This window comes from Tunturibacter gelidoferens (assembly GCF_040358255.1).
Taxonomy (GTDB): domain Bacteria; phylum Acidobacteriota; class Terriglobia; order Terriglobales; family Acidobacteriaceae; genus Edaphobacter; species Edaphobacter gelidiferens.
On the sequence record NZ_CP132938.1, the window covers coordinates 4041324 to 4064037 of the forward strand.

Below are 22714 nucleotides of genomic sequence, written 5' to 3' on the forward strand. Positions count from 1 at the left end.
CTCCCAGACTGTTCGGGAGGCTTTCTTCGTTTCTTTTATTGAACTCGTGTAGAACCTAAGTGTTTTAGGAGATCTACTAAGTTATTTGGAATCATGGTGGGCAGTGAGGGACTCGAACCCCCGACATCCTGCTTGTAAGGCAGGCGCTCTAACCAACTGAGCTAACCGCCCGTTGAAGCTCTTTAGAACCTAACACAGTGTATGGGAGCGACGTGCAGGATGCAATGTGTAGCTGCCTGCACTCCGATTTTCACTTCGAGCATAAACTATATTTGTGAATACCCCCTGGGGGTATATGCATCTACTCACAGAGAGGAGGAGTGTCATGAAGGAGGCGCTTGGATTGTCGATTGAAGGAATGCACTGCGGAGCTTGTGTTCGCAGGGTTACCGATGCCCTCGGAAAGGTCGACGGGGTTGAGGTGAATTTGGTAGAGGTGGGATCGGCCAGGATGACGTTCGATCCGGAACGGGCAACGTTGGAGAAGATCGCCGATGCGGTCAACGAGATCGGCTTCACGGTACGCAGTGAAAAGTAACTCTGGGAGAAACCATGTCCGGTAGTTTGAAGATTAAAGACGGAACTGACGCCAACGCCGCCGCAGCTTTAGCCTCAGCCTCGGTGGAGCGTGTCACGATTCCCGTCTCGGGGATGACCTGCGCGGCGTGTCAGTCCTTTCTTCAGCGGGAGCTTGCCAGTCAGGCTGGGGTGCAGGATGCGACGGTCAACCTGATGCTGCACAACGCCACGGTGACGTTCGACCCAGGTGCTACTTCGACCCCCGCGCTGGTAGATGCGATTCGAAGCACAGGCTACGGCGCGGAGCTCCCTTTGGAACACCAGTCCGCCCTTGAGGAACAGGAGGATCACGACGAGGCGCAGTTGAGAGAGTATCGGCAGCTGCGACTGAAGGCCGTGGTCAGCCTGATCGCCGGCGGAGTAGCCATGGTTTTGTCCATGCCGCTGATGACGATCAACAGCGCGGCCGGAATGGAGCGAATGAAAGATCCGCTGATGAGCTGGAACATGCGGGTGCTTGATCCGCTGTTGCGCAGCGCACTTCCCTGGATGTATGAGGTCAATGCAGACGCGATTCGGTGGTTCCTTTTTGCGCTTGCAACGCTCATTCTGTGCTGGGCAGGACGACGGTTTTACACCAAGGCCTGGTCTGCTCTTTTACACAAGACAGCGGACATGAACACGCTGGTAGCACTTGGCACCGGAGCGGCCTATCTCTATTCGGCTGCCGGCACCATCGCGCCTGGATTTTTTGTATCACGCGGCATCGCTCCCGACGTTTATTTTGAAGCCGTAACTCTGATCATCGGATTGGTGCTGGTTGGGAATGCGCTGGAGAGCGGGGCGAAGGGGCAGACGGCCAGCGCTCTGCGAAAGCTTGTGCAACTTCAACCGAAGACTGCGACTGTTCTGCGAAGTGGTACTGAGAGCAGCGTGCCGCTAGAGTTGATTCAGCACGGCGATATCGTTCTGGTACGGCCCGGTGAGCGAATACCTACTGATGGCGAAGTGATTTCGGGCAAGAGCAGCGTGGACGAGTCGATGCTAACCGGCGAGTCGTTGCCCATCGAGAAGACGTCTCGGGACAGGGTAATGGGGGGAACGCTGAATCAGCGTGGATCGCTCCAGTACCGGGCAACCGCTGTGGGAGCAGGCAGTACATTGGCGCAGATAGTGCGGCTCCTGCGTGAGGCTCAGGGATCTCGTGCTCCTATTCAACGCATCGCGGATCGCATCAGCGCCGTGTTTGTTCCAACGGTGCTGGCGATTGCAATCGTTACTTTCGTAGCGTGGCGGGTGTTCGCTCCGTACGTCGGCGTGATGCAGGCGTTTGCGGCCGCCGTCACAGTGCTGGTGATTGCCTGCCCCTGCGCGATGGGTCTGGCTGTTCCGACGGCCGTGATGGTTGCGACGGGACGCGGAGCCAACTACGGAATTCTCATCAAGGGTGGAGAGGCTCTTCAGCGATTAGAGAAGATCGATACTATCGTGCTGGATAAGACGGGAACCATTACAGCGGGCCGTCCAGTGGTTACTGATTTCGTACTCGCCACAAGAGATAGCGATGCAGCGCGAATACAGAGCACGGGCCTTGCCGAGGATCATGTTCTGCGTGTTACAGCCGCACTGGAACGTGCTAGTGAACATCCTCTTGCTGAAGCTGTCGTTCAATACGCCACTGGGCGAGGTTTGAATCTGCCTCGGGCGCAGGAGTTTGAATCGTTTCCCGGACTTGGCGTCGTTGGAGTCGTCGATGGCGGGACTGTATTGATTGGCAACCCTGCCTTGATGAAGAAACACGGTGTCACCGTTGAAGCAATGAACGAAATCGCAGAGCGCATGTCGGAGGAAGGTAAGACTCCGCTATGGATTGCGATCGAGAATAAACTGGCTGCCGTTCTCGCTGTCGCAGACACGATCAAACCGAGCTCCATCGAGGCTGTGCGCAGAATGCGCGCCGATGGGCTACGCGTGGTGATGCTAACCGGCGACAACGAACGCACGGCTCATGCCATTGCACGACGGGTCGGCGTCGATAAAGTGATTGCGGGTGTGCTCCCTGCTGGCAAGGTGGACGCCGTCAAACGCCTCCAGGCGGAACACCGTGTGGTCGCGATGGTGGGAGACGGAGTCAACGATGCTCCTGCGCTCGCACAGGCTGATGTCGGACTCACGATGGCCAGCGGGGCAGACATCGCGATGGAAGCTGGAGATGTAACGTTGATGCGAAGCGACCTTACCGGCGTCGCCGCAGCTGTCATCCTCTCGCGGGGCACGATGCGAGTGATTCGTCAGAATCTGTTTTGGGCCTTCGTCTATAACGTGATTGGAATTCCAGTCGCGGCTGGTGTACTTTATCCAGCGTTTGGTTTACTGCTGAGCCCGGTGATAGCCAGCGCCGCGATGGCGCTCAGTTCTTTCAGTGTCGTTACAAACAGCCTCCGATTGCGCGGGCTGAAGCTTGAATAAGGAAAAAATATGGCTACAAAAAAAGCGACTACTCAAGACAAGAACTTGATGGTGGATTCCTGCGCTTGCGAGGTACGCGAATCGGAACGCAAGGCAACTGGGGTCGATCCCGAGATCAAGGCCTCCAACCTGCGTCGGTTGCGGCGTCTCGAAGGGCAGATCCGGGGCCTCCAGCGCATGGTCGAGGACGATCGCTACTGCGTCGACATTCTTACTCAGGTCTCTTCCGTGCAGGAGGCACTTCGTTCCGTGGCTCGGGCCTTGATGCGGAATCACCTCTCACACTGCGCGACTCAGGCAATTCGCAGCGGGTCGGTAGAGGAGAGGCAGACCATGTACGATGAGTTGCTCGAGCTCATCTATAAAAACGCCCGCTAACGGAAGGACGGGAGGACACCCAAGTGTCCCTTGATCTGATAGACTTACATTTGTCGTCGGGTTGGACAGGCGGGTCTCCGTAAGGGATCGTAACCGAGCTCAAGAGACAGCGAATCAGGATTTTGGTGTAGTTTGAATCAGCCTGTTCTGAGTGAGATATAATCGCTAGCGAAGACGAAATTTTGGGGACGTAGCTCAGTTGGTTAGAGCGCTGCCCTGTCACGGCAGAGGTCGCGGGTTCGAGCCCCGTCGTCCCCGCCATACATTCCAAAAGATTTACGGAACGTATGGACCTAAAGTGACAACGAAATCTGGGTTCGATATGGGTGCAATAAGATTTTTACCGCCCATTTTGAGCATGTTTTTCATCCTTCATTTCACCCAGATTTAGAACCATCATCTTCACAACCTTGCTCTGTGCAGCCCCGCTTGTTTGAGTTCACCGCTTATGTGTACACATCAAGTGTGATCCTGCTGTTGGCGTGCCTTAAAAGCTCCTGGACGGTTTTGACATCCTCTCCGTTTGCCTTCAGCAACGTGCCAAAGGAATGCCGGAATCTGCGCGTCGCGGTCGATGAGGTGTGCTTGCCGGATTCGTGCTTTTTCATCTTCCGCAGACGACCACTCCGGAAAATCCAAGATAACGGGGTCCGTATTGCTAATTCGCCAGCCTTGCGTCAGGAGATCGATAACCACGCTGAGGGTAGCCAGTAAATTGAGTTCTTCCTCTTGTTGAGCCTTTCTCGGTTTGACCAGCGGCGCAACGAAAGTGCTTCGCAGTTCCCGCACCATGTCGATGCTGATGCCACCCGTGGAACTGTTTTGGTATTGCTGAATTGCAGCGCACCTCTTCTTGAACTCTGGAAGAAGCACCTTAAGGGACGGATTGAGAGTAATTGGTTGCGGCATTTCGAATTCAATCCAAAAAGCGGTAAGCGTGTTACGGCATTCAAATCCCTAGCGATTCGTTCCAGATCAGGCACAAAGTTGGTCGGCCTTAGTGGAGAAACGAAACCGCCTATATCGCGCTCCACGTCGGCTCGCAGCAATGGCATCCTCGTTCGCTTTTTGCGAGTATTGTGGTTGACGCAAATTGGCGAGGCCGCGTTACTCATCCGCGGTAGATGTGGTCTCGTCGTCCGCCGTATCCGCATAGGCTAGGTATGGGTTCATGTTGATGTGCAAGCTCGATTCGTCCAGTTCAAAGTCGTTGATGTCGAGTTTTTTTAAGATGGCTGGCAGGACCTGATGAATGATTCTCATGCCAACGAGAAGTTCATTCATGTAGATATCAGGATGTAGTCGACTCGCGTTAAACCCTAACGACTCGGCTTCTGCCGTGTGCCCAAGTTCCCCATGCGTGTCACTTACCATGTCCAGCAACTCGGCTCTGAGCGGAGTTCCGGTGCGGAAAGCTGCATCTTTGACGGCGGTTAGCCATTTCTGGTAGTCCTTCATTACCCGGTATCTGAACGTTCTGAACTTGGGTGCAAATTTTTCATCGACCTGGATCTTGCAGGCGGCAAGATCCATCAAGCACGCTTCAATATTACTTGTTGTATCGACTAGAGATAAATCGTCATCATCGATCGCTTGTGCGACGTACGCGACGTAGAACCCCCACACGTCATTCAGCGATTCGAAGATGTCGTGAATGGCGGCTGAATATGGGTTCGTCTCAAGCAACTCCCAAAGCGGGTCAGGAGCTTCAGGATCATCGTCATCGGCCTCATCGTCACCACTGCCGTCAACACCGTTGAAATAGCGATCTAGCTCCGGCGGAAAGACTTCCGGCGGTTCGACTCCCATATTACTGAGCGTATCGGAAACCTGTACACACAATAGCCCAAGGTCATCTTGAAGTGGTTCCGTGTTGTATCCGGTTTCGGCACTGTCTTGGGCCTCTTCGGCTAAGCGGTGGATGAGCCTATCCCATTTGTCGGCATCTTCAAGCGAGTCTGCCCACAGCACGAATTCCGGATGCTTTTCTCCGATATCCACAAGCGCTCGAAATTTGTCTTCCATGTCCGTAGACATATGCTCGCCGTTCTTCCATTTGCTGATCTGAGTCGGCGACACTGCGACACGTCGAGCGAGATCCTTTTGGTTGCACGATAAGATTTTCAGGGCAAGTTCAACCCAAGCTTTACTGGTATTCATTCTTCTCTTCCTTCGATTTAGTAAATTTATGCTGAGATTTAGTTCATCATTAGCTGAACATATATCTTGTTGGGTATCTTCGCAACTGGGTTTACTAAATTTTAGTATCGGGACATTGCCAGTTGTCGTAAACGTTTTGATGATGACCCTTTGAACGGCTATACGGCAGGACGTATCTTATTCAAAGCAAAGGCAGCGATAGCAAATTCGGGGCGTTGCAGATCCCCGCAACCAAAGAACATATTGATATTACAAGGCTTAGGAGATATCAGCTCCCGAGCCCTCTTTCTTTGAACGGAGATAAGCCGTTATTAGTGACCGCTTGGGCTGCGTTTTCGAGCTTCGCAATCGTCTCGTTAACGGCTCTCTCAAGCCCGCACCCAAATGCTGTGCAGTCTCAAGATTCCGTCCCCATTCAGGTTGACCGCCGTGCACGTCCAAGGGGTAGGAACCCGTGAGCGCATGTCCTATCCGCTCTTGATCGTCTTCAGCGTGACGCTGAGGGGTCGAGCATTGGTGAAGGCATGGAACCCTGCCTGCGGTATCTCCAGAGGACTTGAGTCGCGCAATCATCTTCCGACGGCGGTACACGTTCATGTCTCGTGGTTTGCCGTTCTTTGATGAGAACAGGTATTCGTGGCCCTTTGCTCTCTGCCGTGCGATCTGCTCCCACAGAAGAGATCTAAGCTGCGGTGACAGCGCCAAGCTCCGAATAGCGTTGTTCGTCTTCCCTGCCTGTTCTCTGCCGAGCCAGACGGAATGATTGACGGTCAGACGTTCCCCGTCGATATCACTCAGCCGTAACCCTGCAAGTTCGCCAGACCGCAATCCAGTCTCCGCAGCTAACCAGTGGAAGACTCTGTCCTCACCCTCGGACCCCACAATGATCCTTGCGACTCAAAATCATCGGGCTCTGTCTGACAGGCCTCGACGCGATTGCTCTGACGTCGATTGGGTGTCGCTCTTACTGCTCAGAGTTTGCGAGGTAAATGTGGGCGCAGTCACCGCCATAAAGCCTCCTTGTTTGGGCTCGCCAAGGACCAACTAAGAGCACCATCAACCATTATTTCCGATTCCGTAGCTCATTTTTAATAACTCACTTTGAGTTGATGCAATACGCCTTCGACATAATGGGCATACGTGACTGTCCGCGACAGCCCGTGTCGGAGCAAAGAGAGGAACCGCTCGTTGGCAGAAGTCTCGAAGAGGACTGATTGTCCGGGCGGCTTGCACTTTCTTTCCGACTTTCGCAATAGGCTTCTTGACGGGCTAATGATTTCTGTCTCACCCCGAATTACTCTTTCACCTTGAGATTAATCGCGTCTGCATCCACCTTGTAGATGGTGGCTGCATCACTGAACACCTGAGCAGAGTTCTGTTGCGATGCCGCGTGGACGAATCCGACCCAGTATCCCACCCAATGGTCTGTCTCCAATACGACGGAGATAGGCGGTAAACAATTTCCGATGGAGTCGTTGTCCGTCGTTTGGCAGCATGGCATCAAGAAGGCCAGGGGCACTGCCAAAACTCACTTCATCGTCTTACGTCAAATGGGGATTAAAGGACTCCAACGTCTTCATCCTCAAGGTTGCCAAAGAAGTTGACGTCAATCTGACGCTTGTCGAACAACTTTCAAACTGGAAACAGGCTACGCTAAGAATACGAACTCTTGGATTGAACATCCTATCTAACGACCACACAGGCTTGCCCCCTGTTCAGACCGCGTCTACTTGCGCCGCCTTCTCCTAGAGACTGACGTCATGACCCAACAAGGATATTCAACGATGCTGACTCGCAGACGCTTCACACAGCTTTCAGGCATGGCCGCGGGGTCCATGCTTCTGGGCGCTGCCGCGGCAGCGGCCGCTCCGGACATAACGATTGAGATCGCTCCGTACATGCTCGAGGCCTCGCCTAAACACCACTTCCGCACGATCGCTTACAACGGTCAGGTTCCCGGCCCGCTTCTACGCATGCGCCAAGGGCAGGAACAAACAGTGGAGGTGCGCAACCTCACTGCCGATCCCGAAGTGCTCCACTGGCACGGTTTGTTTCTTCCGTCGCAGATTGATGGAGCGATGGAAGAAGGCACTCCGATGATCGCTCCTAGAGCCACGGTCCGATACACCTTCAAGCCCGATCCGCCCGGATTTCGTTGGTTCCATACTCATACCTTCGCAGGTAAGAACCTAGGCAAAGCGCAGTATGGAGGTCAGCACGGCTTTCTCATGATCGAGTCACGCGAGCATGCGGGAAACTACGACCGTGAGGTCTTTATCGGACTCCATGATTGGGGCGGCCATTTTGCTGGAGGCGATGACGGCTACATGAATCCGGTCTACGATGTCTCAACCATCAATGGGAAGATGCTGGGAGCCGGCGATCCGGTGCGTGTCAAGCAGGGCGAACGTGTTCTGATACACGTTCTCAACTCGAGTCCAACGGAGGTTCACTGGATTGCGCTGCCGGGGCATAGCTTCCATGTGATTTCGCTCGATGGCAATTCCGTACCAAGGCCGCAGACCGTCTCAATGCTGCGTCTCGCGCCCGCCGAAAGGGTAAGCGCTGTGGTCGAGATGAATGCGCCAGGCGTTTGGGTGCTTGGAGAAGTACGAAAACATGTTCAGGAAGCCGGCATGGGAATTGTGATCGAGTACGCGACGGCTGCTGGTGAGCCAGTCTGGAAACAGCCGGACGCTCTCATCTGGGACTATCGCCAATTCTCAGCTTTGGGAAATACCAACCAGAGCGGAGACGAGGTCGTTCGCATCGCTCTGGACTTTGACTCAAAGTTCCAGGGACACGGTAACGAGGAACTTTGGAGGATCAATGGGAAGTCATTTCCGAATACCGACGAGCCAATCCTCAAAACGGGGCAACGCTATCGACTTGTGCTGAGGAATTTGAGTGCAGATGATCATCCAATGCATCTGCACCGCCACACCTTCGAGGTGCGCAAGCTCGGCGGAGCCTCCGAGATGAACGGCTTGAGGAAGGATGTTTTGCTTGTCCCAGCGAGGAGCACAGCTGAGGTCGAGTTTGTCGCGGACAATCCGGGAAGGACACTTTTTCATTGTCACCAACAGGATCATATGGACCGAGGTTTCATGATGGTATTTCGGTATGCGTAGCTCTTTGTCTTTGCAAGTCGTTCAGACAACTTTTTACTCTTGCGGCGTTCTGTTAATCCTAGCTGTTTTCTTGTTCTCAAGTGAAAGGGTTGCACACGCTCAGGGGAACTACGAGATTCAAGTGTACGGTGCGGACACAGTTCCCTCGAAGAACCTGATGGTGGAGTTGCACTCGAACTACACCGCGTCAGGCCAAACCAAGACGATCGACGGCGTGTACCCAACCAACCACCAGGAACACGAGACGCTTGAGTTGACCCAAGGGATTAACAACTGGTCGGAGATCGGTTTCTATGTCTTTACCAGTGAGCAGGAGGGACACGGAGTTCAATGGGTAGGGGATCATATCAGGCCGCGAGTGAGGGCACCGGATAGCTGGCATCTCCCGATAGGACTCAGTCTTTCGACCGAGATTGGCTATCAGAGAGCCGTCTATTCGCCGGACACCTGGACCTGGGAGATCCGCCCTATCATTGATAAAACCTTAGGGCGCTGGTATCTTGCCTTCAACCCGGCGCTTGAGCGTACATTGCACGGACCTGACGTAAGGCAGGGACTCGCCTTTTCGCCCGCCGTCAAAGTCGGTTACGACTTCACTCGTCAGATCAGTGGCGGCCTCGAATATTATGCCGATTACGGACGCATTGGAGCCTTCGATGCCCTGCATTATCAACAGCAGCAAATCTTTGCCGTGACCGACCTGAACGTCTCTCCCAAGTGGGAGATCAACTTCGGCGTCGGCGTAGGCTCTACTGCCGGAACCGACCACCTAATCGTAAAGGGAATTCTGGGGAGACGATTTGACTGGGGAAAAAAGTCAACGGTTGAGTAAGACAGCCACGTGCGGAACTCGGGCAGCAAGCATCGCTTCCAGAGAAGTCGCAATGTGGGCTGTCACCCGAGTCTCCTACCACTATCGCACTATGGTCATCTCGGTTGCGCGTGCGCGTGATCGCCGCGCTTCAGCGGGACGACCTTGATTTTGAAAATAAATCACCTTGTTCTTAGAATTACCTTACTGAAGTTCGAAAACCGGAATCCATACCCATCGTGCACTCAAGGTCGTCGTGCCGAAGGGTTCCGAAGTAGATAGGTGTCCATCACCCACCCATTCTTCTCTCGTGCCGCGCTTCGAGCCATCTCGATAATCTCCGCCTTCTCGGTAACTCTTCCAGATAAGAGGATCTCCTTATCGCTACCGATGTACGCTCCCCAGTAGATCTCCACCTCCTGGTTGAGCACGTTCTTGAACGAGCACTCTCCGTCCAGCATCACAACAACGTTCTCAGTGTCGGAGACCAAACCAGCTGATAGCTGACGACCCGTCGTAATACAAATCGACTCCCCTATACCATTCAGAGTTATTTTGTGGCGTGCTGCCAGAGCTTGAATACTTGTAATCCCAGGGATTACCTCGTAATCGAAATGAACTTGACCTCGGCTAATAATCTGATCAACTACTCGAAGTGTGCTGTCGTAAAGTGACGGATCTCCCCATATGAGAAAAGCGCCGCACTCATCCTCTTGCAACTCATTTTTGAGCAGCGCTTCGTATGTTAGCGCCCGCTGCTTGTGCCATGCTTCGACTCGTGAGGTGTAAGAAGTTATGGACGGGTCGCGTTCCAAATCGACGATTTCGATGGTCCTATAGGATGGTTCGTCGATGTATCGTTCGCATATGTCTTTTCGAAACTGCATGAGATCGTTCTTCGCTTCCCCCTTGCTGGTAACAAAGAACACATCAACCTGGTTCATTGCCTTGATCGCCTGGATTGTAACGTGTTCCGGATTACCCGCGCCGATTCCGATGATGTATAGCTTCCTCATATTGACATTCCTTTATTGATCGGCAAGGTGTGATCGAAGAAACAGTTCGACCAGCCATCGACAACAGCGCTTAAGCTCGGAAGACGTCATGATGTGTCAATTTGACCGAACCAAGCGATTAATTTCCAAGATTACTTCTTCAAGTGTCTCGACAGTTACGATGGCATGTTTGACAGGCCGCTTCACCATGACTACCGGAATTCCAAGAAGTTGTGCAGCTTCAATTTTGGTATATGTTGCCGAGCCGCCACTATTTTTGGAAATTACGCGATCGATTGAATGGTCCCGCAATAACTGCAACTCTTCATCAAGATTGAATGGCCCGCGTCGCAAAATGGTTTTATGAAGATCGGGCAGTGGTCCGGTCGGTTCTTCGATAGCGCGAATCAGAAACCAAGTGCCATGACAAACAGCGAACGAACCTAGCTCTTGTCTTCCGATCGACAGAAAGACGCGTCCTTTCTGGCGATCCACAAGAGTGGCCGCTTCCCTAAAATCGGCTACTTCATGCCAAAGATCTGCTTTTGTCTGTACCCACGGCGGTCGAATGAAACCGATTAGTGGCAATCCTAACCTTCCACACGCAAGCTCTGCGTTACGGCTGATCTGGACGGCAAAAGGATGGGTAGCATCAACGACCATCCTGATGTTCTCTTTCACCAGATAAGAAGCGAGACCATCAACACCGCCAAATCCTCCAACTCTGACGACGCCTTCAGGACGCTTAGGCTCCCTCACTCGTCCGGCCAGAGACGAGATAGTCCTCAGGTCCTTTCTATTTGCAAGACGCGTAGCAAGCTCAATTCCCTCTCCGGTTCCACCAAGGATAAGTATCCGCGGCAACAGGCTTTGAGATCTATCGAGCGCGCTTTCTATTTCGCCCGATATTGGATTAAGGTCGGCCAAGTTCCACATCCTACCTTTCGGACCGCAAATGATAATCTGCGTCCGCGGGCACAGATCCAGTCCCGTCCTGGGTCTTCGCATCACGTTCTCTGGAAACAGAGTAGAGATAGCTCTCACAAAAATCGGGGTGGCTAAGAGATCGTCCAACCAAGATCAGAGCGTTTTTATCTACTCCCGATTTGGCAACAATTTTCTGGATAGTGCCTAGCGTCCCTCGCAAAATCATTTCGTCCGGCCAGCTTGCACGGAACACGACAACTACAGGGCAGTCTGCACCGTAGAGCGGTGACAGCTGAGACGTCACTATATCAAGGTTCATGATGGAGAGGTGAATCGCCATTGTTGCGCCTGATCGACCAAGAGTTACGAGATCTTCACCGTTTGGCATTGCAGTAGACCGAGTTGAGGTCCTTGTCAGAATTAAGGTTTGGGCTACCGCAGGAAGCGTCAGTTCTTGATTGAGCGCAGCGGCAGCGGCGGCGAATGACGGAACGCCGGGAGTGACGTCGTAAGGAATTCCGAGAGCAGTGAGACGACGGATCTGTTCCGCCATCGTGCTCCAGATTGAAAGGTCGCCTGAGTGAATTCGAGCGACGTCGAGTCCCTTCTCATGAGCTGAGGATATCTCTGCGATGATCTCATCTAGATTCATCTCTGCCGAGTCGACGATAAGAGCGTCAGGTGGGGCATGTGCGAGTATCTCTTTCGGCACTAGAGAGCCTGCATACAGACACACTGGGGAACGACGAATCAGGTCCCTTCCCCGCAGCGTAAGTAAGTCGGGCGCGCCAGGTCCTGCTCCAATGAAATGAACTGTCATGACAGAATCGCCACCGCACACGTGCAGAAACGTCCCGTTTGGCGTGGCAAAATAAGACGACTCATGGGTCCCAGAGAAGCCAACGCCGAGGCCTCCGCGACACTGGCGGTCCCAACTTTTGATGCAGCCAGTGGCGATTGGCTTTTTATTCCGCGAACCTGCGCCAGAACAGCCGCTGGAAACAGCATGAGCCGCAGTTTGAGAGTGGCGGCGACATCCTCCCCGATACTTGAGCAACGATCCAACGTTGCTAGGATGCTGTAGGGAGCGATTTCACTTACACACTCTTGGATAAGCTGAATCACGTCCGAAGCTGTCGCACGAGAGGAGCAGCCAATCCCGATCGAACAAGGCATATTCATGATTTCACCACCGACCATTGGGTAATCGGCATCAGATGTCGCCATCCAAGCACGCCGCCTATGGGCTCCGCTCGAGCTACGAGGATTCGCACAAGTTCGCCGCCGTACAATTTTTGCCGGTCCGCTACCGCTGTCTCGCTTTCGATGGTTACCGCGTTCGCAACGATTCGGCCGCCTTTCGAGAGTTTGTCCCAGCAAGCCTGGAATAAGCTATCGCCAGTGATGCCGCCGCCGATAAAGATCGCGTCTGGTGATTGCAGGTCGCCGAAAGTTGACGGCACACGTCCCCTGATTACCTTCAAGCCTGGCACACCAAGCCTCTTCGCATTGGTTAAAATTTTTGCGGCCCTATCTTCGCGTTCTTCAAAGGAAATGCACGAGCATGAAGGGTGAGAGCGCATCCATTCGATACCAATTGTCCCAGTGCCGGCACCCACATCCCATAACTGTTCCCCTGGTAACGGGGCGAGACGTGCAAGCGTAGCGGCACGAACTTCACGCTTTGTCAGTTGCCCATCTGTCACATAGAAATCGTCGGAGAGTCCCGGAACAATCGGCAAAGCTCTCGTGTCAGGATCCGCAACACAAACGACCGCAATCAGATTCAAATCACCGCACTGTTCTACGGACCACGCGTCTGCTCGGTCGTCCCGACGTCTCTCTGCAGAGCCGCCCAGATATTCGAAGACGGTAAACTGACTTGATCCGTACCCACCGTTGGTTAGAAGTTGCGCGACAGCCGCGGGAGTATTGCCATCTTCAGAGAAAAGTATCAACCGCTGACCTGGATGGAGGTACCTGTGTATTTGCTCGATCGGGCGATTGACCAACGATACCAGAACCGTCTCAGAAATTGGCCAGCCGAGGCGGGCGCAGGCAAGGGAGAACGCAGAGACGTGCGGTATAACGAGAAATTCGGCGGGATCCAACTCGCGCGTGAGCGTCACACCAACCCCAAACAGCATAGGATCGCCACTGGCTAAAACCGCTACTTTACTCCGCCTTCGATGGTGTGTCAGGATCTCGTGCACCGCAGAGGCCATAGGAGATGGCCACGCCACCTGCATCGCACGAACCGACGTAACACGGGCAAGATGGCGAACTCCGCCATAAAGAAACTCCGCAGACTCTACAGCTTGTTTCGCTGCTGGGCTGAGGCCATCCCAACCATCTTCGCCGATCCCGACGATCGATAACCAGTTCTCCCTAACATCCGATCTCGCAGTTCCAAGTTGAGTTAGCAGCATGATTGGTCAAACTCCATAGGTTCGCGGAGTGTAGATCATCTCCCGGTGATTCGACAGCGCAAGGTTGCGAGTGGTAGAGGAGCCTACGAGGATGAGCGTCTGCATATCAGCCAGGTCCGGGTCGAATCGCGCGAGGTCTGTAATCACAATTTTCTCATCAGGCCTGCCGACAGCGCGGGCGAATACCACCGGCGTCTCGGGAGCTCTGTATCCTGAGAGAATTGCTTGTGCTTCTGCCAACTGCCACTTTCGCTCGGAAGAGATTGGGTTGTAAATCGCCAATGCGAAATCAGCGGAAGCCACCGCGTGCAGCCTCTTCACAATAACTTCCCAAGGTTTCAAACGATCGGACAGCGAAAGAACGCAAAAGTCGTGGCCGAGGGGAGCACCAATTCTGGCTGCTGCCGCCTGCATAGCCGATATCCCAGGAACGATGCGGATGTCTAGAGAACGCCAAGCCTCCGGCCCCTGATCGACCGACTCCAATACGGCAGTGGCCATTGCAAAGATTCCTGGATCGCCGGACGAAACGACGCATACGCGCCTGCCAGATGCGGCGAGGGAAAGAGCATGCTGCGCGCGCTCCGCCTCCACCTTGTTGTCAGATCCGAAGCGACGTTGACCGGATCGAAGTGGAACGCGGTCCAGATATCGTTGGTACCCTACCAGATCGGTTGCCTCAGCCAATACCTGCTGCGCCTCCGGCGTAATCCACTCGGCTGAGCCAGGTCCGACCCCAACCACCGTTATCTGACCTGGACGAGCCGTAGACTTGTCGATTTGATCCGGCCGCGAATCAGGAACGAGGATAAGCGAAAAGTAGGGAACATTAGCAGAATCTACATCACTGAGGTGAACTATCTGCTCCCGGCTCATCGTTGCGCGTTCAATATAGAGGGCCTTACTTAGGACCCCAGCTCTGGACAAAGCGTTTTTCACCTTCGTGAAGTTGCGGCCTAACTTCATTATCGCGAATGCGCTCCAAGGATTTAGCCGGGCGACCAATGCATCTTCTGAAAGAGTTGCAGGCAGTATAGTCAGCTCTGAATCCCTTCTAACGAGAGGAGTCGAGAGCCTTGCCGCAGCCGCCATCACGGACGGGATTCCGGGAATCACCTCGGTAGAGAAACGGTGAGCTAGCCTGTCGTGAAGATACATGAAAGAGCCATAGAAAAATGGATCGCCCTCACAAAGAACCGCGACGTCTCGACCATCATGAAGATGAGCGGCGATCTGCTCAGCCATGTCGTCATAGAACTGGGCGATGATTGCCTCGTACCCGCCTGGGTGATCCGTCGTCTGCGTTGTGATTGGGTAGATCATCGGCAACTCAATCTGCTCGAGCGTCAACTCTGAGCTCACGATACAACGCGCGTTGCTCTGGCCGTGCTTAGCTGTCGGATAAGCAACAACGTGAGCTTGCCTGATGATGCGTAGAGCTTTGAGAGTGATAAGCTCTGGATCGCCAGGTCCTAGTCCAACACCGAATAGTTGTCCTGGCATCGTGCTCTCGATCATTCTTCCTCACTTGCCAGAGCGTTGACGGCAGCCGCTGCGATGGCGCTTCCACCGCGACGTCCTCGTATTGTCAAATAAGGTAGATTCAGGGGGTTAGTCTCTAGCGCCATCTTGGACTCCGCAGCGCCGACGAAGCCAACAGGAACGCCGATGATGAGAGCGGGAGTCGGTGCACCTGCTTCGAGCATTTCGAGCAGGTGGAACAAAGCCGTGGGTGCATTTCCGATCACGACAATAGAACCGTCAAGCTTGTCGCGCCAAAGTTCCAGAGCTGCCGCACTGCGAGTCGTGTCAAATCTCCTCGCTATCTCACCAGTTTTTGGATCGCTCAGGGTGCAGATCACTTCATTGTCTTTTGGAAGCCTGGATCGGGTAATCCCATTTGCCACCATATTTGCATCACAAAATATGGGCTTTCCTGCGAGGAGCGCCTGCTCACCAACTTCAATCGCAGTCGGTGAGGCAGAGACGTATTGCGGCAGATCCGTCATCCCGCATGCGTGAATCATCCTTACCACCACCCGAGCGAGGTCTGGTGTAAAGGCGGACAGGTCGGACTCAGCCCTGATAATCTCAAAGGATTCTCGATAAATATCCTGCGCGTCTTTCTTATAAATCATCCTCACGAAAAAACCTCAATGGGTATTTCTGCCTGACATGCGGCCACGTTGTCGATGGCAGATTCAAGCGAACAGTTTGAAGCAATAAATTGCCCATTGATCCGCAAACTGTAGCCCGAGGAACTTGCTATCAGTTCGGCGGTCGCACCACTTCGCATCGCGCATTGTTTTTCACATCCTGAAATATTGACCGTCCAGCCTGGTTGTGTGTAGCGGCCGGCTAGGCGGAGCGCCAACAAAGATGCATGATGTCTCACATCAGCCAGAGAGGCATCACAGCCGACAATGCCCGCACAAGCAGCTACCCCCCGGTATCCATCTTTGCCATCAGACGATAGACCAACTGCCTCAAGCTTTGCAGTAATCTGACTGACCGAACTTTCAGGAATAGATCCGAGGACAACACCTCGCCATGGAGCCAATCGAATATCTCCATCCCATCTCTTTGCGATTGAGGCCATACACCTTATCTGCTCTGCAGTTAGTCGTCCAAGAGGAACCGAGGGAACCAAGTCTACGAAACCCACTCGCTCGCATGGGTAGATTCCTACCGGCATATCGTCGACGTCGCCTAAACCGTCGGGAAACGGACAAGCCACGAGAAAATCAGATAACGCGTCGAGCAATCGATTCATCGCTCTTGGTGCTGACGCGATTTTCCTTCCCCTTGCAGGCATTTCGAGTTCTTTTGAGATCTCGACGCACATCTTTGCAGCCTCGAGTATGCAGTCCACGGCCTCATCGACTCTTACGCCAAAGCCAGACAGGATCCCCCCGATTGCGAGGTGAAACAGAGGCGTGTTATCAACGTTCACTGCTCGTAGGGCGAGATCGTCGCAGTCGCGACCAAACCAGCGTCCTCCGCCATCGATGGCAAAACTGAACTTAGGCGGTAGACCGGCTATCACATGATCGGCGATGAGACGACGATCTAGCTCTCGAACGAATGGCTGAGTATCCAAGATCTCGCCGAAGCCTAAGCCTGCGAAGGGACTTGCCACAATATTGCGGATTCGGTCATGTAACGGTGATGGAAGAAAGCCCGCGAGGTCGAGACCGTGAACTAAGGAGCTGAGATCTTTAGTCTTAATGGCCCGCAGTTGGATATTTGATCGTGAAGTGATGTCGACGTTCCCATCCGCGAATGAAGCGGAAAGTTCTGCGACAGCGGTGAGTTGGCTTGGAGTAATCATCCCTCCCGGCACTCTTATCCGAGTGAGTAGACCGTCTTTCGCCTGGACGGCATGAAGAATTCCAGGGCAGAAACTCTCTCCAACTCTCATCATGCGACTTTCTTTCTTGACTCGCCGCCGCAAGAATCGTCGGGAAACGCAGCTCATGAATTAGGCTGCGGCCACCCGACCTTCCCCTCGGAAGCGTGTGTCATTGTGCCCAATTTAGGCACTGTTTTCGGCAGGTTTTCGGACTCACAGGCTACCTAATGGCTCCAGCTTCCCAGTCCGCAACCAGACCAGTGCTTTGTTTAGAGCTTTCGTTCCTGATTACCGCTGCGGGGCAGTTCCGGATTCTCACCGGATTCCCTTTTGGTTTGCTCCTTGGAAGCAACCACCGGAAACAGTTCGAGTATAGATCAGATAAATATTCCGAACAACGTCGTGAATTCGTGTAAAGCAACAGATGTCAACGCTTTGTCAGGCTTGCGTTTGGGGTTCGTTTGGCGGTCGTGGCTTGGGCAGGAGTCCTGACGGGTACCGAGCTTCAGATATTTTTTGCTGGTGGTGGCCCGGGCAGGAGTCCTGACGCGAAGCGCGATTCGGACATTTGTGGCGTGGTGGCTTGGGCAGGAGTCCTGACGGGTACCGAGCTTCAGATATTTTTGCTGGTGGTGGCCCGGGCAGGAGTCCAACCTGCGACCTTCGCGTTAGGAGTGCGCTGCTCTATGCAACTGAGCTACCGGGCCACGTTTCGGTAGTGTATCGCGTAGGTTGTTGGTGTTGCGGTGGTAAACTTGAGGGTGGAGAGTTTATGCCTGAGATACAGCGTCGACGTGCGGTAACGGTGAACATTGGTGGAGTTCGAGTTGGGTCGGATTCGCCGGTTGTGGTGCAGTCGATGACCAATACGGATACGGCTGATGTCGAGAGTTCGGTGCAGCAGATTGCGGCGCTGGCTCGCGCCGGCTCGGAGATGGTGCGCGTGACGGTCAACAATGACGAGGCGGCGAAGGCTGTGCCGGCGATCGTCGAGGAGCTGGCGAAGAAGGGCTGGTCGACTCCGATCATTGGCGACTTTCACTACAACGGTCACCTACTGCTGCGGAAGTATCCCGAGACGGCGAAGGCGCTCGCGAAGTACAGGATCAATCCGGGCAATGTGTCGATCGGTCGGAAGGACGATGACAACTTCCGGACGATGGTTGAGGTTGCGGTTGAGCATCAAAAGCCGGTGCGGATTGGTGTGAACTGGGGTTCGCTCGATCAGGCGCTGCTGACGAAGATGATGGACGAAAATTCGAAGTCGGCCAATCCCCTGGCCGCTCGCGACGTGATGATGGAGGCGATGGTGGTGTCGGCTCTTGATAACGCCGCTGCCGCGGAGCGGTATGGATTGCGACGGGATCAGATTATTTTGTCGGCGAAGGTGTCGGGGGTTCGAGATCTGATCGATGTTTATACCGAGTTGGCGAAGCGTTGCGACTATGCGCTGCATCTCGGGCTGACCGAGGCCGGGATGGGGATGAAGGGCGTGGTGGCTTCGGCTGCGGGTCTGGCTCCTTTGCTGCTGTCTGGGATCGGGGATACGATCCGGGTTAGTTTGACTCCGACGCCGGGTGGGGACCGGTCGGAGGAGGTGCGTTGTGGACAGCAGATTCTACAGTCGCTTGGGATTCGCAGCTTCATGCCGCAGGTGACGAGTTGCCCTGGCTGCGGCAGAACGACTTCGACCTACTTCCAAGAGCTGGCGGAGCGGATTCAGGGCTACCTTGTGGCTTCGATGCCGGAGTGGAAGAAGCAGTATCCGGGGGTCGAGGAGTTGAAGCTGGCGGTGATGGGCTGCATCGTCAATGGGCCCGGCGAGTCGAAGCATGCGAATATTGGAATCTCGCTGCCTGGGACGTTTGAGGAGCCTAAGGCTCCGGTTTATGTGGACGGCAAGCTGTTCACCACGTTGAAGGGTGATCAGATCGTTGAGGAGTTTCAGGTGATCCTTGATGAGTATGTCGAGAAACGGTATGGGCGAGTGCTGGTAGAGGTGTAGGGTACCCCCTCCCCTATCTGATTTTGCGCAAAGTCTTCGAAAGAGAGACTTTAGGTCTGGACTTCACTTGCATTCCAAAAGCTCCTTTCGTGCAAAGTATTGATTCTGTTTGGCCCAAAGTCTGGTTCGGGCACCCCTCCCCCTGTGGGTATTTTGGGCGTAAAATACTAGTATTCAATAGCTTACAGGGTGATTGTGCCTTTAAAATATTCATAATAAATGAGTTGCGCCTAAAATATTTGTTATCAATAGATTAGCCCGGATAATCTCCGGAGCTAATTCGGTTTTGGTCTTCATAACAAGTATAGCTTTTGGGGCGGAACTAATACGCCACGTGGAAGTCTCTGTTTTGCAAGGGTTTGTTTCGTTTCAGGGCTTGACAGATTTTGACGGGCCGATCAGAGCGGAAGCGTAAAAAATCGTACTCCAAGCGTTTGGGTGCTGAGGTGACACGTTCACTTGCCCCGAAATGCGTCTTCTCGTCCAAGTGCAGAGAAGCGCGTTACCAACCCGAACCGAGGCAGAAGAAAACATGGTTTCGCGCTGAGAACGCATACATTGCTATGATCCCGTATGCGTTTTTCCCTGACCTCCTTTGTTCTGATTGCGCTACTCTCCGACCTCGGTGTGTCACAACCACCTGTTCCATCCGAGGTTTATACGCTTCACGCCAAGGAGGAACGGAGGAATGGGTTCAGCATGAGCGAACAGATCACGCTGCCAAGCAGTGTCGTCTTACTTGATCATCAGCACAGCCTGTTGGTTCTGGTTCCTCAAGCAGATGGGGCATGGGTCCTTAAGCGCTTACGCGGCTGGGACACGAAGTCTCCAACGGAAGACACGTTGGAAATTACTGGAGACAAAAGCCAAGGAACGCAGGTTTCAATTAGCACTGATCTCAACTTGAGCAGGGATGGCCGGTACATCCTAGTGCGGATCAATTATCGAAGTGGAGCCATCGGACCGACCGAACGCAATCGAAGCGCGGTTGTCACTCTGATTGATCTAAAAAGCTTTACTTCGATCTCTCAGCAGACTACGACCGATCCTTTGATCGCAGATAGTGTATGGGCCTTCAATGAGAACGATGATCTCATTACGACAGGACTGGACAGACGGGTCACGGAGATTGGACCTTCCTTCCGCACGGTTACAGATCACTATTTGGCAGCTGCGCTCGAGCTGCCAACACTGCTTGCACGAGATCGCTGTGAGTATGAGTCGTTGATGAAGCTACAAGCGGGTGCAACCGGTTGGACAAAACCCGTAATCGCGAATGTAACCGATGGCTGTGCTGTTCTTGTGAGTCGAGCTAATGTCGACTCGGTCGAAGCTTTACCCGGTCCGCACACCACAGAACCCTTGAATTTCGCTCTTGGCTGCCGAGAGATGGACGTCAATAAGGAGCTACATTTGGCGCTGGCTGATTGCAGAGAAGGCAAGAGTCACGCGGACGGCATGTTTGTCACCACTTCCGCGCACACAGCGAACGTGCTCTCAACGACAACGAAGCAAAGAGTGCTCACCATTCCTCTCTCGCATAATTGGAAGGGTGTGACGGGAATTTTGGCCAGTGTAGTTTCAGGGAACTACGTGGTTCTGGTTAAACAAGGCGTTCACATCGAGGTTTACCGCTTGTCAAGCTAGCGAATGCTCCAGAATTCCGGAGCGTTCGACTTCGTAAGTCCTCATAAGTCGGCTTATGTTGAGTAATCGCCAACTGGACGCATATCGTGCATGTCGTACAAGTAAATTTTGCTCACTTGCTCTCTGAGTAGTCGTGTGTCGACCCGGGAGCCATTGTTTCAAAGATGCCGTCGTTTCTGATCAGTTTGTGAAAGATCATTGCGGCGACGTGCATCAGGATGAATGCAAAAAAGGCGAAGGCCAGGTAGTGATGTGCGCGCCATAGCAGCGTATGCAGACTGGGATTTACCGGCAGGATCGATGGCAGATGCACACTGCCGAAGAGCACCACAGGGTAGGCCGCAGCAGACAACATAGCCCAGCCGATCAGCGGCATGGCGATCATCAGTATATAGAAGATGTACTGCGATGAGATCGCAGCTAGCTTTATCGGCTCCGGTAGATCGGCGGGCAGTGAGGGCGCACCGTAGATGATGCGTAGCGTCAGACGAATCAGCGCCAGCACCAGGATGGCTATGCCGAGCGGCTTATGAATCTGGACTAATGTCAGGTACTTGCTGGTGATGGTCGAGACCATACCTACACCGATAAACAGCATGGACAGAATGCAGATTGCCATGAGCCAGTGGGGTAATCTCTGCGGCGCGGTGAAGCGTGTGCGGCTTGTCGTCATTGCCTGGCTCCTGTCGCGTTACGCGGGTAGTCGGCCTCTTCGGCGGTGCGGCTGTTGTACGACCGGGAGTACGCTGCCGAGCGTGCAGCGGGGAATGGATCATCCGACGTAGTGATTCCGGCTGGCAGTACGGTTGGGTCGAAGTTGATGTCGCGGCACGGGCCGTCGCGCTCTGGTTCGATCTGCTGCACCGTCATGGTTCCAACGTTGATCGTACGACGATCAGCGGGCCACGCCTTGTTGGGGTCCGCAGTCGGGTCGCCGGGGTTGGCAACGGTGACCATCAGATTCCAGTGCTGAGGGCCCGCGGCCACACGCTGCGTGATCTCCTGCTCGAGATAATCGGGACCGCGCTTGGCCAGATCTGCTGGCGAAATAGAAACAAGTTGCGCCGCTGGGATCAACGACCAGCGGATCGGATGCTTCGCGCCGGACTCATCGACGAACAGAAAGGAGTTGAGACTGTTGTAAGGCTCCTCCGCATAGCTCTCGGTCCATTGGTCACTCTTAGCCCAGGGGAGAAACGTAAGGAACCCCGGATTTGCGGCAATGAAGTTCTTCATCGCATCGGGATCCTTGCTTGCGGAGGCCGTCAGGAGGTCGTAAAAAGCCTGCGGATTCGAAACGGGAAAGATCGGTGCATTGATCATCGCACTGCGCCACTCCTGCCCGTCTGGCGTGGTGATGAGGATGCCGAGACCGCGCACACGCACCATTGCGTCCTCAGCATTCGGATTCGGAGTGCCAAGGTTGAACCGTCCCACAATCGGATATTGGCCCCGGACGAAGACTGGCGCTTTGGAGAGTGATGAACCTTCGCCGTTCGCCTCAAACGTTCCAGTGAAGCAGATGCCTTTCGCGTGATTGCGGCGATGACCCAATGCCGGGCCGCCCGGAGGAGCCAATCCCGCTACCAACTTTTTGGGGGTCAGCCTGTTGGGTGATAGCCATCCAGCCGTGTATGCGAAACCGACTGCGGCGATGCCCACCACCGCAGCGATGAGTACGAACGGCCAAAGCCGAAAAGGTTTCGGTGATGCAGGAGACGGAACCATTCAAACCTCGTTTCTTTCAGCTATGGTCTCAAAATCGATACCATCACGATGTTGCCGGAGACCTTCTGCCACTTGACGAAGTGTGTCCGGTCCATCGTCTGGCTTTGGCGATCTGAGCCACGAGCTGAGAATGAGAATACAAGTCGCGGGAACTCTTTCAAGA

At 53.9% G+C, this 22714-nt stretch carries 21 protein-coding genes, 3 tRNA genes and 1 riboswitch; of the genes, 8 read left to right on the plus strand and 16 right to left on the minus strand.

Going from position 1 to position 22714, the window contains the following annotated elements:
- Window positions 1-94 precede the first annotated feature (94 nt).
- A tRNA-Val gene (locus RBB81_RS17610) sits at window positions 95-171 on the minus strand.
- A 154-nt stretch (window positions 172-325) separates the two neighbouring features.
- Between RBB81_RS17610 and RBB81_RS17615 the strand changes: the two genes are divergently transcribed.
- The 4 genes from RBB81_RS17615 (at window position 326) to RBB81_RS17630 (ending at window position 3627) form a co-directional block, all read left to right on the plus strand.
- The gene (locus RBB81_RS17615; protein WP_179584210.1) at window positions 326-538 is read left to right on the plus strand and encodes a heavy-metal-associated domain-containing protein; all 213 of its coding nucleotides are present in this window, start codon (window positions 326-328) and stop codon (window positions 536-538) included.
- Window positions 539-552: 14 nt separating this feature from the next.
- Window positions 553-2988, plus strand: coding sequence for a heavy metal translocating P-type ATPase (locus tag RBB81_RS17620; RefSeq protein ID WP_353071537.1), 2436 nt, complete (start codon window positions 553-555; stop codon window positions 2986-2988).
- A gap of 9 nt (window positions 2989-2997) precedes the next feature.
- Window positions 2998-3366, plus strand: coding sequence for a metal-sensitive transcriptional regulator (locus tag RBB81_RS17625; protein ID WP_179584214.1), 369 nt, complete (start codon window positions 2998-3000; stop codon window positions 3364-3366).
- Between the two features lie 184 nt (window positions 3367-3550).
- Window positions 3551-3627: transfer RNA gene (locus RBB81_RS17630), tRNA-Asp, on the plus strand.
- Window positions 3628-3812: 185 nt separating this feature from the next.
- On the opposite strand, the gene RBB81_RS17635 is transcribed toward RBB81_RS17630, so the two are convergent.
- The 4 genes from RBB81_RS17635 to RBB81_RS17650 all read right to left on the minus strand — a co-directional run bounded on the left by RBB81_RS17635 (window position 3813) and on the right by RBB81_RS17650 (window position 6943).
- Window positions 3813-3974: a tyrosine-type recombinase/integrase gene (locus RBB81_RS17635; RefSeq protein WP_183787969.1), complete on the minus strand. Its 162-nt coding sequence runs from the start codon at window positions 3972-3974 to the stop codon at window positions 3813-3815.
- 499 nt (window positions 3975-4473) lie between these two features.
- The gene (locus tag RBB81_RS17640; RefSeq protein WP_353071538.1) at window positions 4474-5526 is read right to left on the minus strand and encodes a helix-turn-helix domain-containing protein; all 1053 of its coding nucleotides are present in this window, start codon (window positions 5524-5526) and stop codon (window positions 4474-4476) included.
- Between the two features lie 258 nt (window positions 5527-5784).
- Window positions 5785-6408, minus strand: a complete 624-nt coding sequence (locus RBB81_RS17645; RefSeq protein WP_353071539.1) for a tyrosine-type recombinase/integrase — start codon at window positions 6406-6408, stop codon at window positions 5785-5787.
- Window positions 6409-6820: 412 nt separating this feature from the next.
- Window positions 6821-6943 carry a hypothetical protein gene (locus RBB81_RS17650; protein ID WP_257025660.1) on the minus strand — a complete coding sequence of 41 codons (123 nt, stop codon included), beginning with the start codon at window positions 6941-6943 and terminating at the stop codon, window positions 6821-6823.
- A gap of 367 nt (window positions 6944-7310) precedes the next feature.
- Here RBB81_RS17650 and RBB81_RS17655 point away from each other — a divergent pair, with 367 nt between their 5' ends.
- Window positions 7311-8657 (plus strand): multicopper oxidase family protein, encoded by a 1347-nt coding sequence (locus RBB81_RS17655; RefSeq protein WP_353071540.1) that lies wholly within the window; start codon window positions 7311-7313, stop codon window positions 8655-8657.
- A 121-nt stretch (window positions 8658-8778) separates the two neighbouring features.
- Window positions 8779-9489 carry a hypothetical protein gene (locus tag RBB81_RS17660; RefSeq protein WP_348641524.1) on the plus strand — a complete coding sequence of 237 codons (711 nt, stop codon included), beginning with the start codon at window positions 8779-8781 and terminating at the stop codon, window positions 9487-9489.
- 224 nt (window positions 9490-9713) lie between these two features.
- Here RBB81_RS17660 and cobF read toward each other — a convergent pair whose 3' ends face one another.
- The 9 genes from cobF to RBB81_RS17705 all read right to left on the minus strand — a co-directional run bounded on the left by cobF (window position 9714) and on the right by RBB81_RS17705 (window position 17878).
- Window positions 9714-10484 (minus strand): precorrin-6A synthase (deacetylating), encoded by a 771-nt coding sequence (gene cobF, locus RBB81_RS17665; RefSeq protein WP_353071541.1) that lies wholly within the window; start codon window positions 10482-10484, stop codon window positions 9714-9716.
- A gap of 96 nt (window positions 10485-10580) precedes the next feature.
- On the minus strand, window positions 10581-11390 hold the full coding sequence (locus RBB81_RS17670) for a cobalt-precorrin-6A reductase (RefSeq protein ID WP_353071542.1): 810 nt from the start codon (window positions 11388-11390) through the stop codon (window positions 10581-10583).
- 10 nt (window positions 11391-11400) lie between these two features.
- On the minus strand, window positions 11401-12210 hold the full coding sequence (gene cobM / locus RBB81_RS17675; protein WP_179584237.1) for a precorrin-4 C(11)-methyltransferase: 810 nt from the start codon (window positions 12208-12210) through the stop codon (window positions 11401-11403).
- The gene (locus tag RBB81_RS17680) at window positions 12207-12617 is read right to left on the minus strand and encodes a cobalamin biosynthesis protein (protein WP_183787961.1); all 411 of its coding nucleotides are present in this window, start codon (window positions 12615-12617) and stop codon (window positions 12207-12209) included. The genes cobM and RBB81_RS17680 overlap by 4 nt, the downstream gene beginning before the upstream one ends.
- On the minus strand, window positions 12569-13819 hold the full coding sequence (gene cbiE, locus RBB81_RS17685) for a precorrin-6y C5,15-methyltransferase (decarboxylating) subunit CbiE (RefSeq protein WP_353071543.1): 1251 nt from the start codon (window positions 13817-13819) through the stop codon (window positions 12569-12571). Before cbiE ends, RBB81_RS17680 begins: the two co-directional genes overlap by 49 nt.
- 6 nt (window positions 13820-13825) lie before the next feature.
- Window positions 13826-15322, minus strand: coding sequence for a precorrin-2 C(20)-methyltransferase (locus tag RBB81_RS17690; protein ID WP_353071544.1), 1497 nt, complete (start codon window positions 15320-15322; stop codon window positions 13826-13828).
- An 11-nt stretch (window positions 15323-15333) separates the two neighbouring features.
- Window positions 15334-15957 carry a precorrin-8X methylmutase gene (locus RBB81_RS17695; RefSeq protein WP_353071545.1) on the minus strand — a complete coding sequence of 208 codons (624 nt, stop codon included), beginning with the start codon at window positions 15955-15957 and terminating at the stop codon, window positions 15334-15336.
- Window positions 15958-15959: 2 nt separating this feature from the next.
- A complete protein-coding gene (gene cobG, locus RBB81_RS17700; protein ID WP_353071546.1) occupies window positions 15960-17297 on the minus strand; it encodes a precorrin-3B synthase in 1338 nt (445 codons plus the stop codon).
- A 55-nt stretch (window positions 17298-17352) separates the two neighbouring features.
- Window positions 17353-17546: riboswitch (cobalamin riboswitch) on the minus strand.
- Between the two features lie 255 nt (window positions 17547-17801).
- Window positions 17802-17878, minus strand: a tRNA-Arg gene (locus RBB81_RS17705).
- A 65-nt stretch (window positions 17879-17943) separates the two neighbouring features.
- Here RBB81_RS17705 and ispG point away from each other — a divergent pair.
- Both ispG and RBB81_RS17715 read left to right on the plus strand, forming a co-directional pair.
- Entirely contained in the window at window positions 17944-19176 is a 1233-nt protein-coding gene (ispG, locus tag RBB81_RS17710; protein ID WP_353071547.1) for a flavodoxin-dependent (E)-4-hydroxy-3-methylbut-2-enyl-diphosphate synthase, read from the plus strand.
- A gap of 699 nt (window positions 19177-19875) precedes the next feature.
- A complete protein-coding gene (locus RBB81_RS17715) occupies window positions 19876-20823 on the plus strand; it encodes a hypothetical protein (protein ID WP_353071548.1) in 948 nt (315 codons plus the stop codon).
- 112 nt (window positions 20824-20935) lie between these two features.
- On the opposite strand, the gene RBB81_RS17720 is transcribed toward RBB81_RS17715, so the two are convergent.
- Window positions 20936-21496, minus strand: a complete 561-nt coding sequence (locus RBB81_RS17720) for a cytochrome b (RefSeq protein ID WP_353071549.1) — start codon at window positions 21494-21496, stop codon at window positions 20936-20938.
- Window positions 21493-22551, minus strand: a complete 1059-nt coding sequence (locus RBB81_RS17725) for a catalase family peroxidase (RefSeq protein WP_353071550.1) — start codon at window positions 22549-22551, stop codon at window positions 21493-21495. Before RBB81_RS17725 ends, RBB81_RS17720 begins: the two co-directional genes overlap by 4 nt.
- Window positions 22552-22714 lie beyond the last annotated feature (163 nt).

Coding starts and splice junctions, on each gene's coding strand:
- RBB81_RS17695 (WP_353071545.1), bottom strand. CDS start 15,957: ATGATTTATAAGAAAGACGCGCAGGATATTTATCGAGAATCCTTTGAG.
- cobG (WP_353071546.1), bottom strand. CDS start 17,297: ATGAGCTGCGTTTCCCGACGATTCTTGCGGCGGCGAGTCAAGAAAGAA.
- RBB81_RS17715 (WP_353071548.1), top strand. CDS start 19,876: ATGAGCGAACAGATCACGCTGCCAAGCAGTGTCGTCTTACTTGATCAT.
- RBB81_RS17615 (WP_179584210.1), top strand. CDS start 326: ATGAAGGAGGCGCTTGGATTGTCGATTGAAGGAATGCACTGCGGAGCT.
- RBB81_RS17655 (WP_353071540.1), top strand. CDS start 7,311: ATGCTGACTCGCAGACGCTTCACACAGCTTTCAGGCATGGCCGCGGGG.
- RBB81_RS17635 (WP_183787969.1), bottom strand. CDS start 3,974: ATGAAAAAGCACGAATCCGGCAAGCACACCTCATCGACCGCGACGCGC.
- cbiE (WP_353071543.1), bottom strand. CDS start 13,819: ATGCTGCTAACTCAACTTGGAACTGCGAGATCGGATGTTAGGGAGAAC.
- RBB81_RS17640 (WP_353071538.1), bottom strand. CDS start 5,526: ATGAATACCAGTAAAGCTTGGGTTGAACTTGCCCTGAAAATCTTATCG.
- RBB81_RS17625 (WP_179584214.1), top strand. CDS start 2,998: ATGGCTACAAAAAAAGCGACTACTCAAGACAAGAACTTGATGGTGGAT.
- RBB81_RS17690 (WP_353071544.1), bottom strand. CDS start 15,322: ATGCCAGGACAACTATTCGGTGTTGGACTAGGACCTGGCGATCCAGAG.
- RBB81_RS17725 (WP_353071550.1), bottom strand. CDS start 22,551: ATGGTTCCGTCTCCTGCATCACCGAAACCTTTTCGGCTTTGGCCGTTC.
- cobF (WP_353071541.1), bottom strand. CDS start 10,484: ATGAGGAAGCTATACATCATCGGAATCGGCGCGGGTAATCCGGAACAC.
- RBB81_RS17620 (WP_353071537.1), top strand. CDS start 553: ATGTCCGGTAGTTTGAAGATTAAAGACGGAACTGACGCCAACGCCGCC.
- ispG (WP_353071547.1), top strand. CDS start 17,944: ATGCCTGAGATACAGCGTCGACGTGCGGTAACGGTGAACATTGGTGGA.
- cobM (WP_179584237.1), bottom strand. CDS start 12,210: ATGACAGTTCATTTCATTGGAGCAGGACCTGGCGCGCCCGACTTACTT.
- RBB81_RS17720 (WP_353071549.1), bottom strand. CDS start 21,496: ATGACGACAAGCCGCACACGCTTCACCGCGCCGCAGAGATTACCCCAC.
- RBB81_RS17680 (WP_183787961.1), bottom strand. CDS start 12,617: ATGGCGACATCTGATGCCGATTACCCAATGGTCGGTGGTGAAATCATG.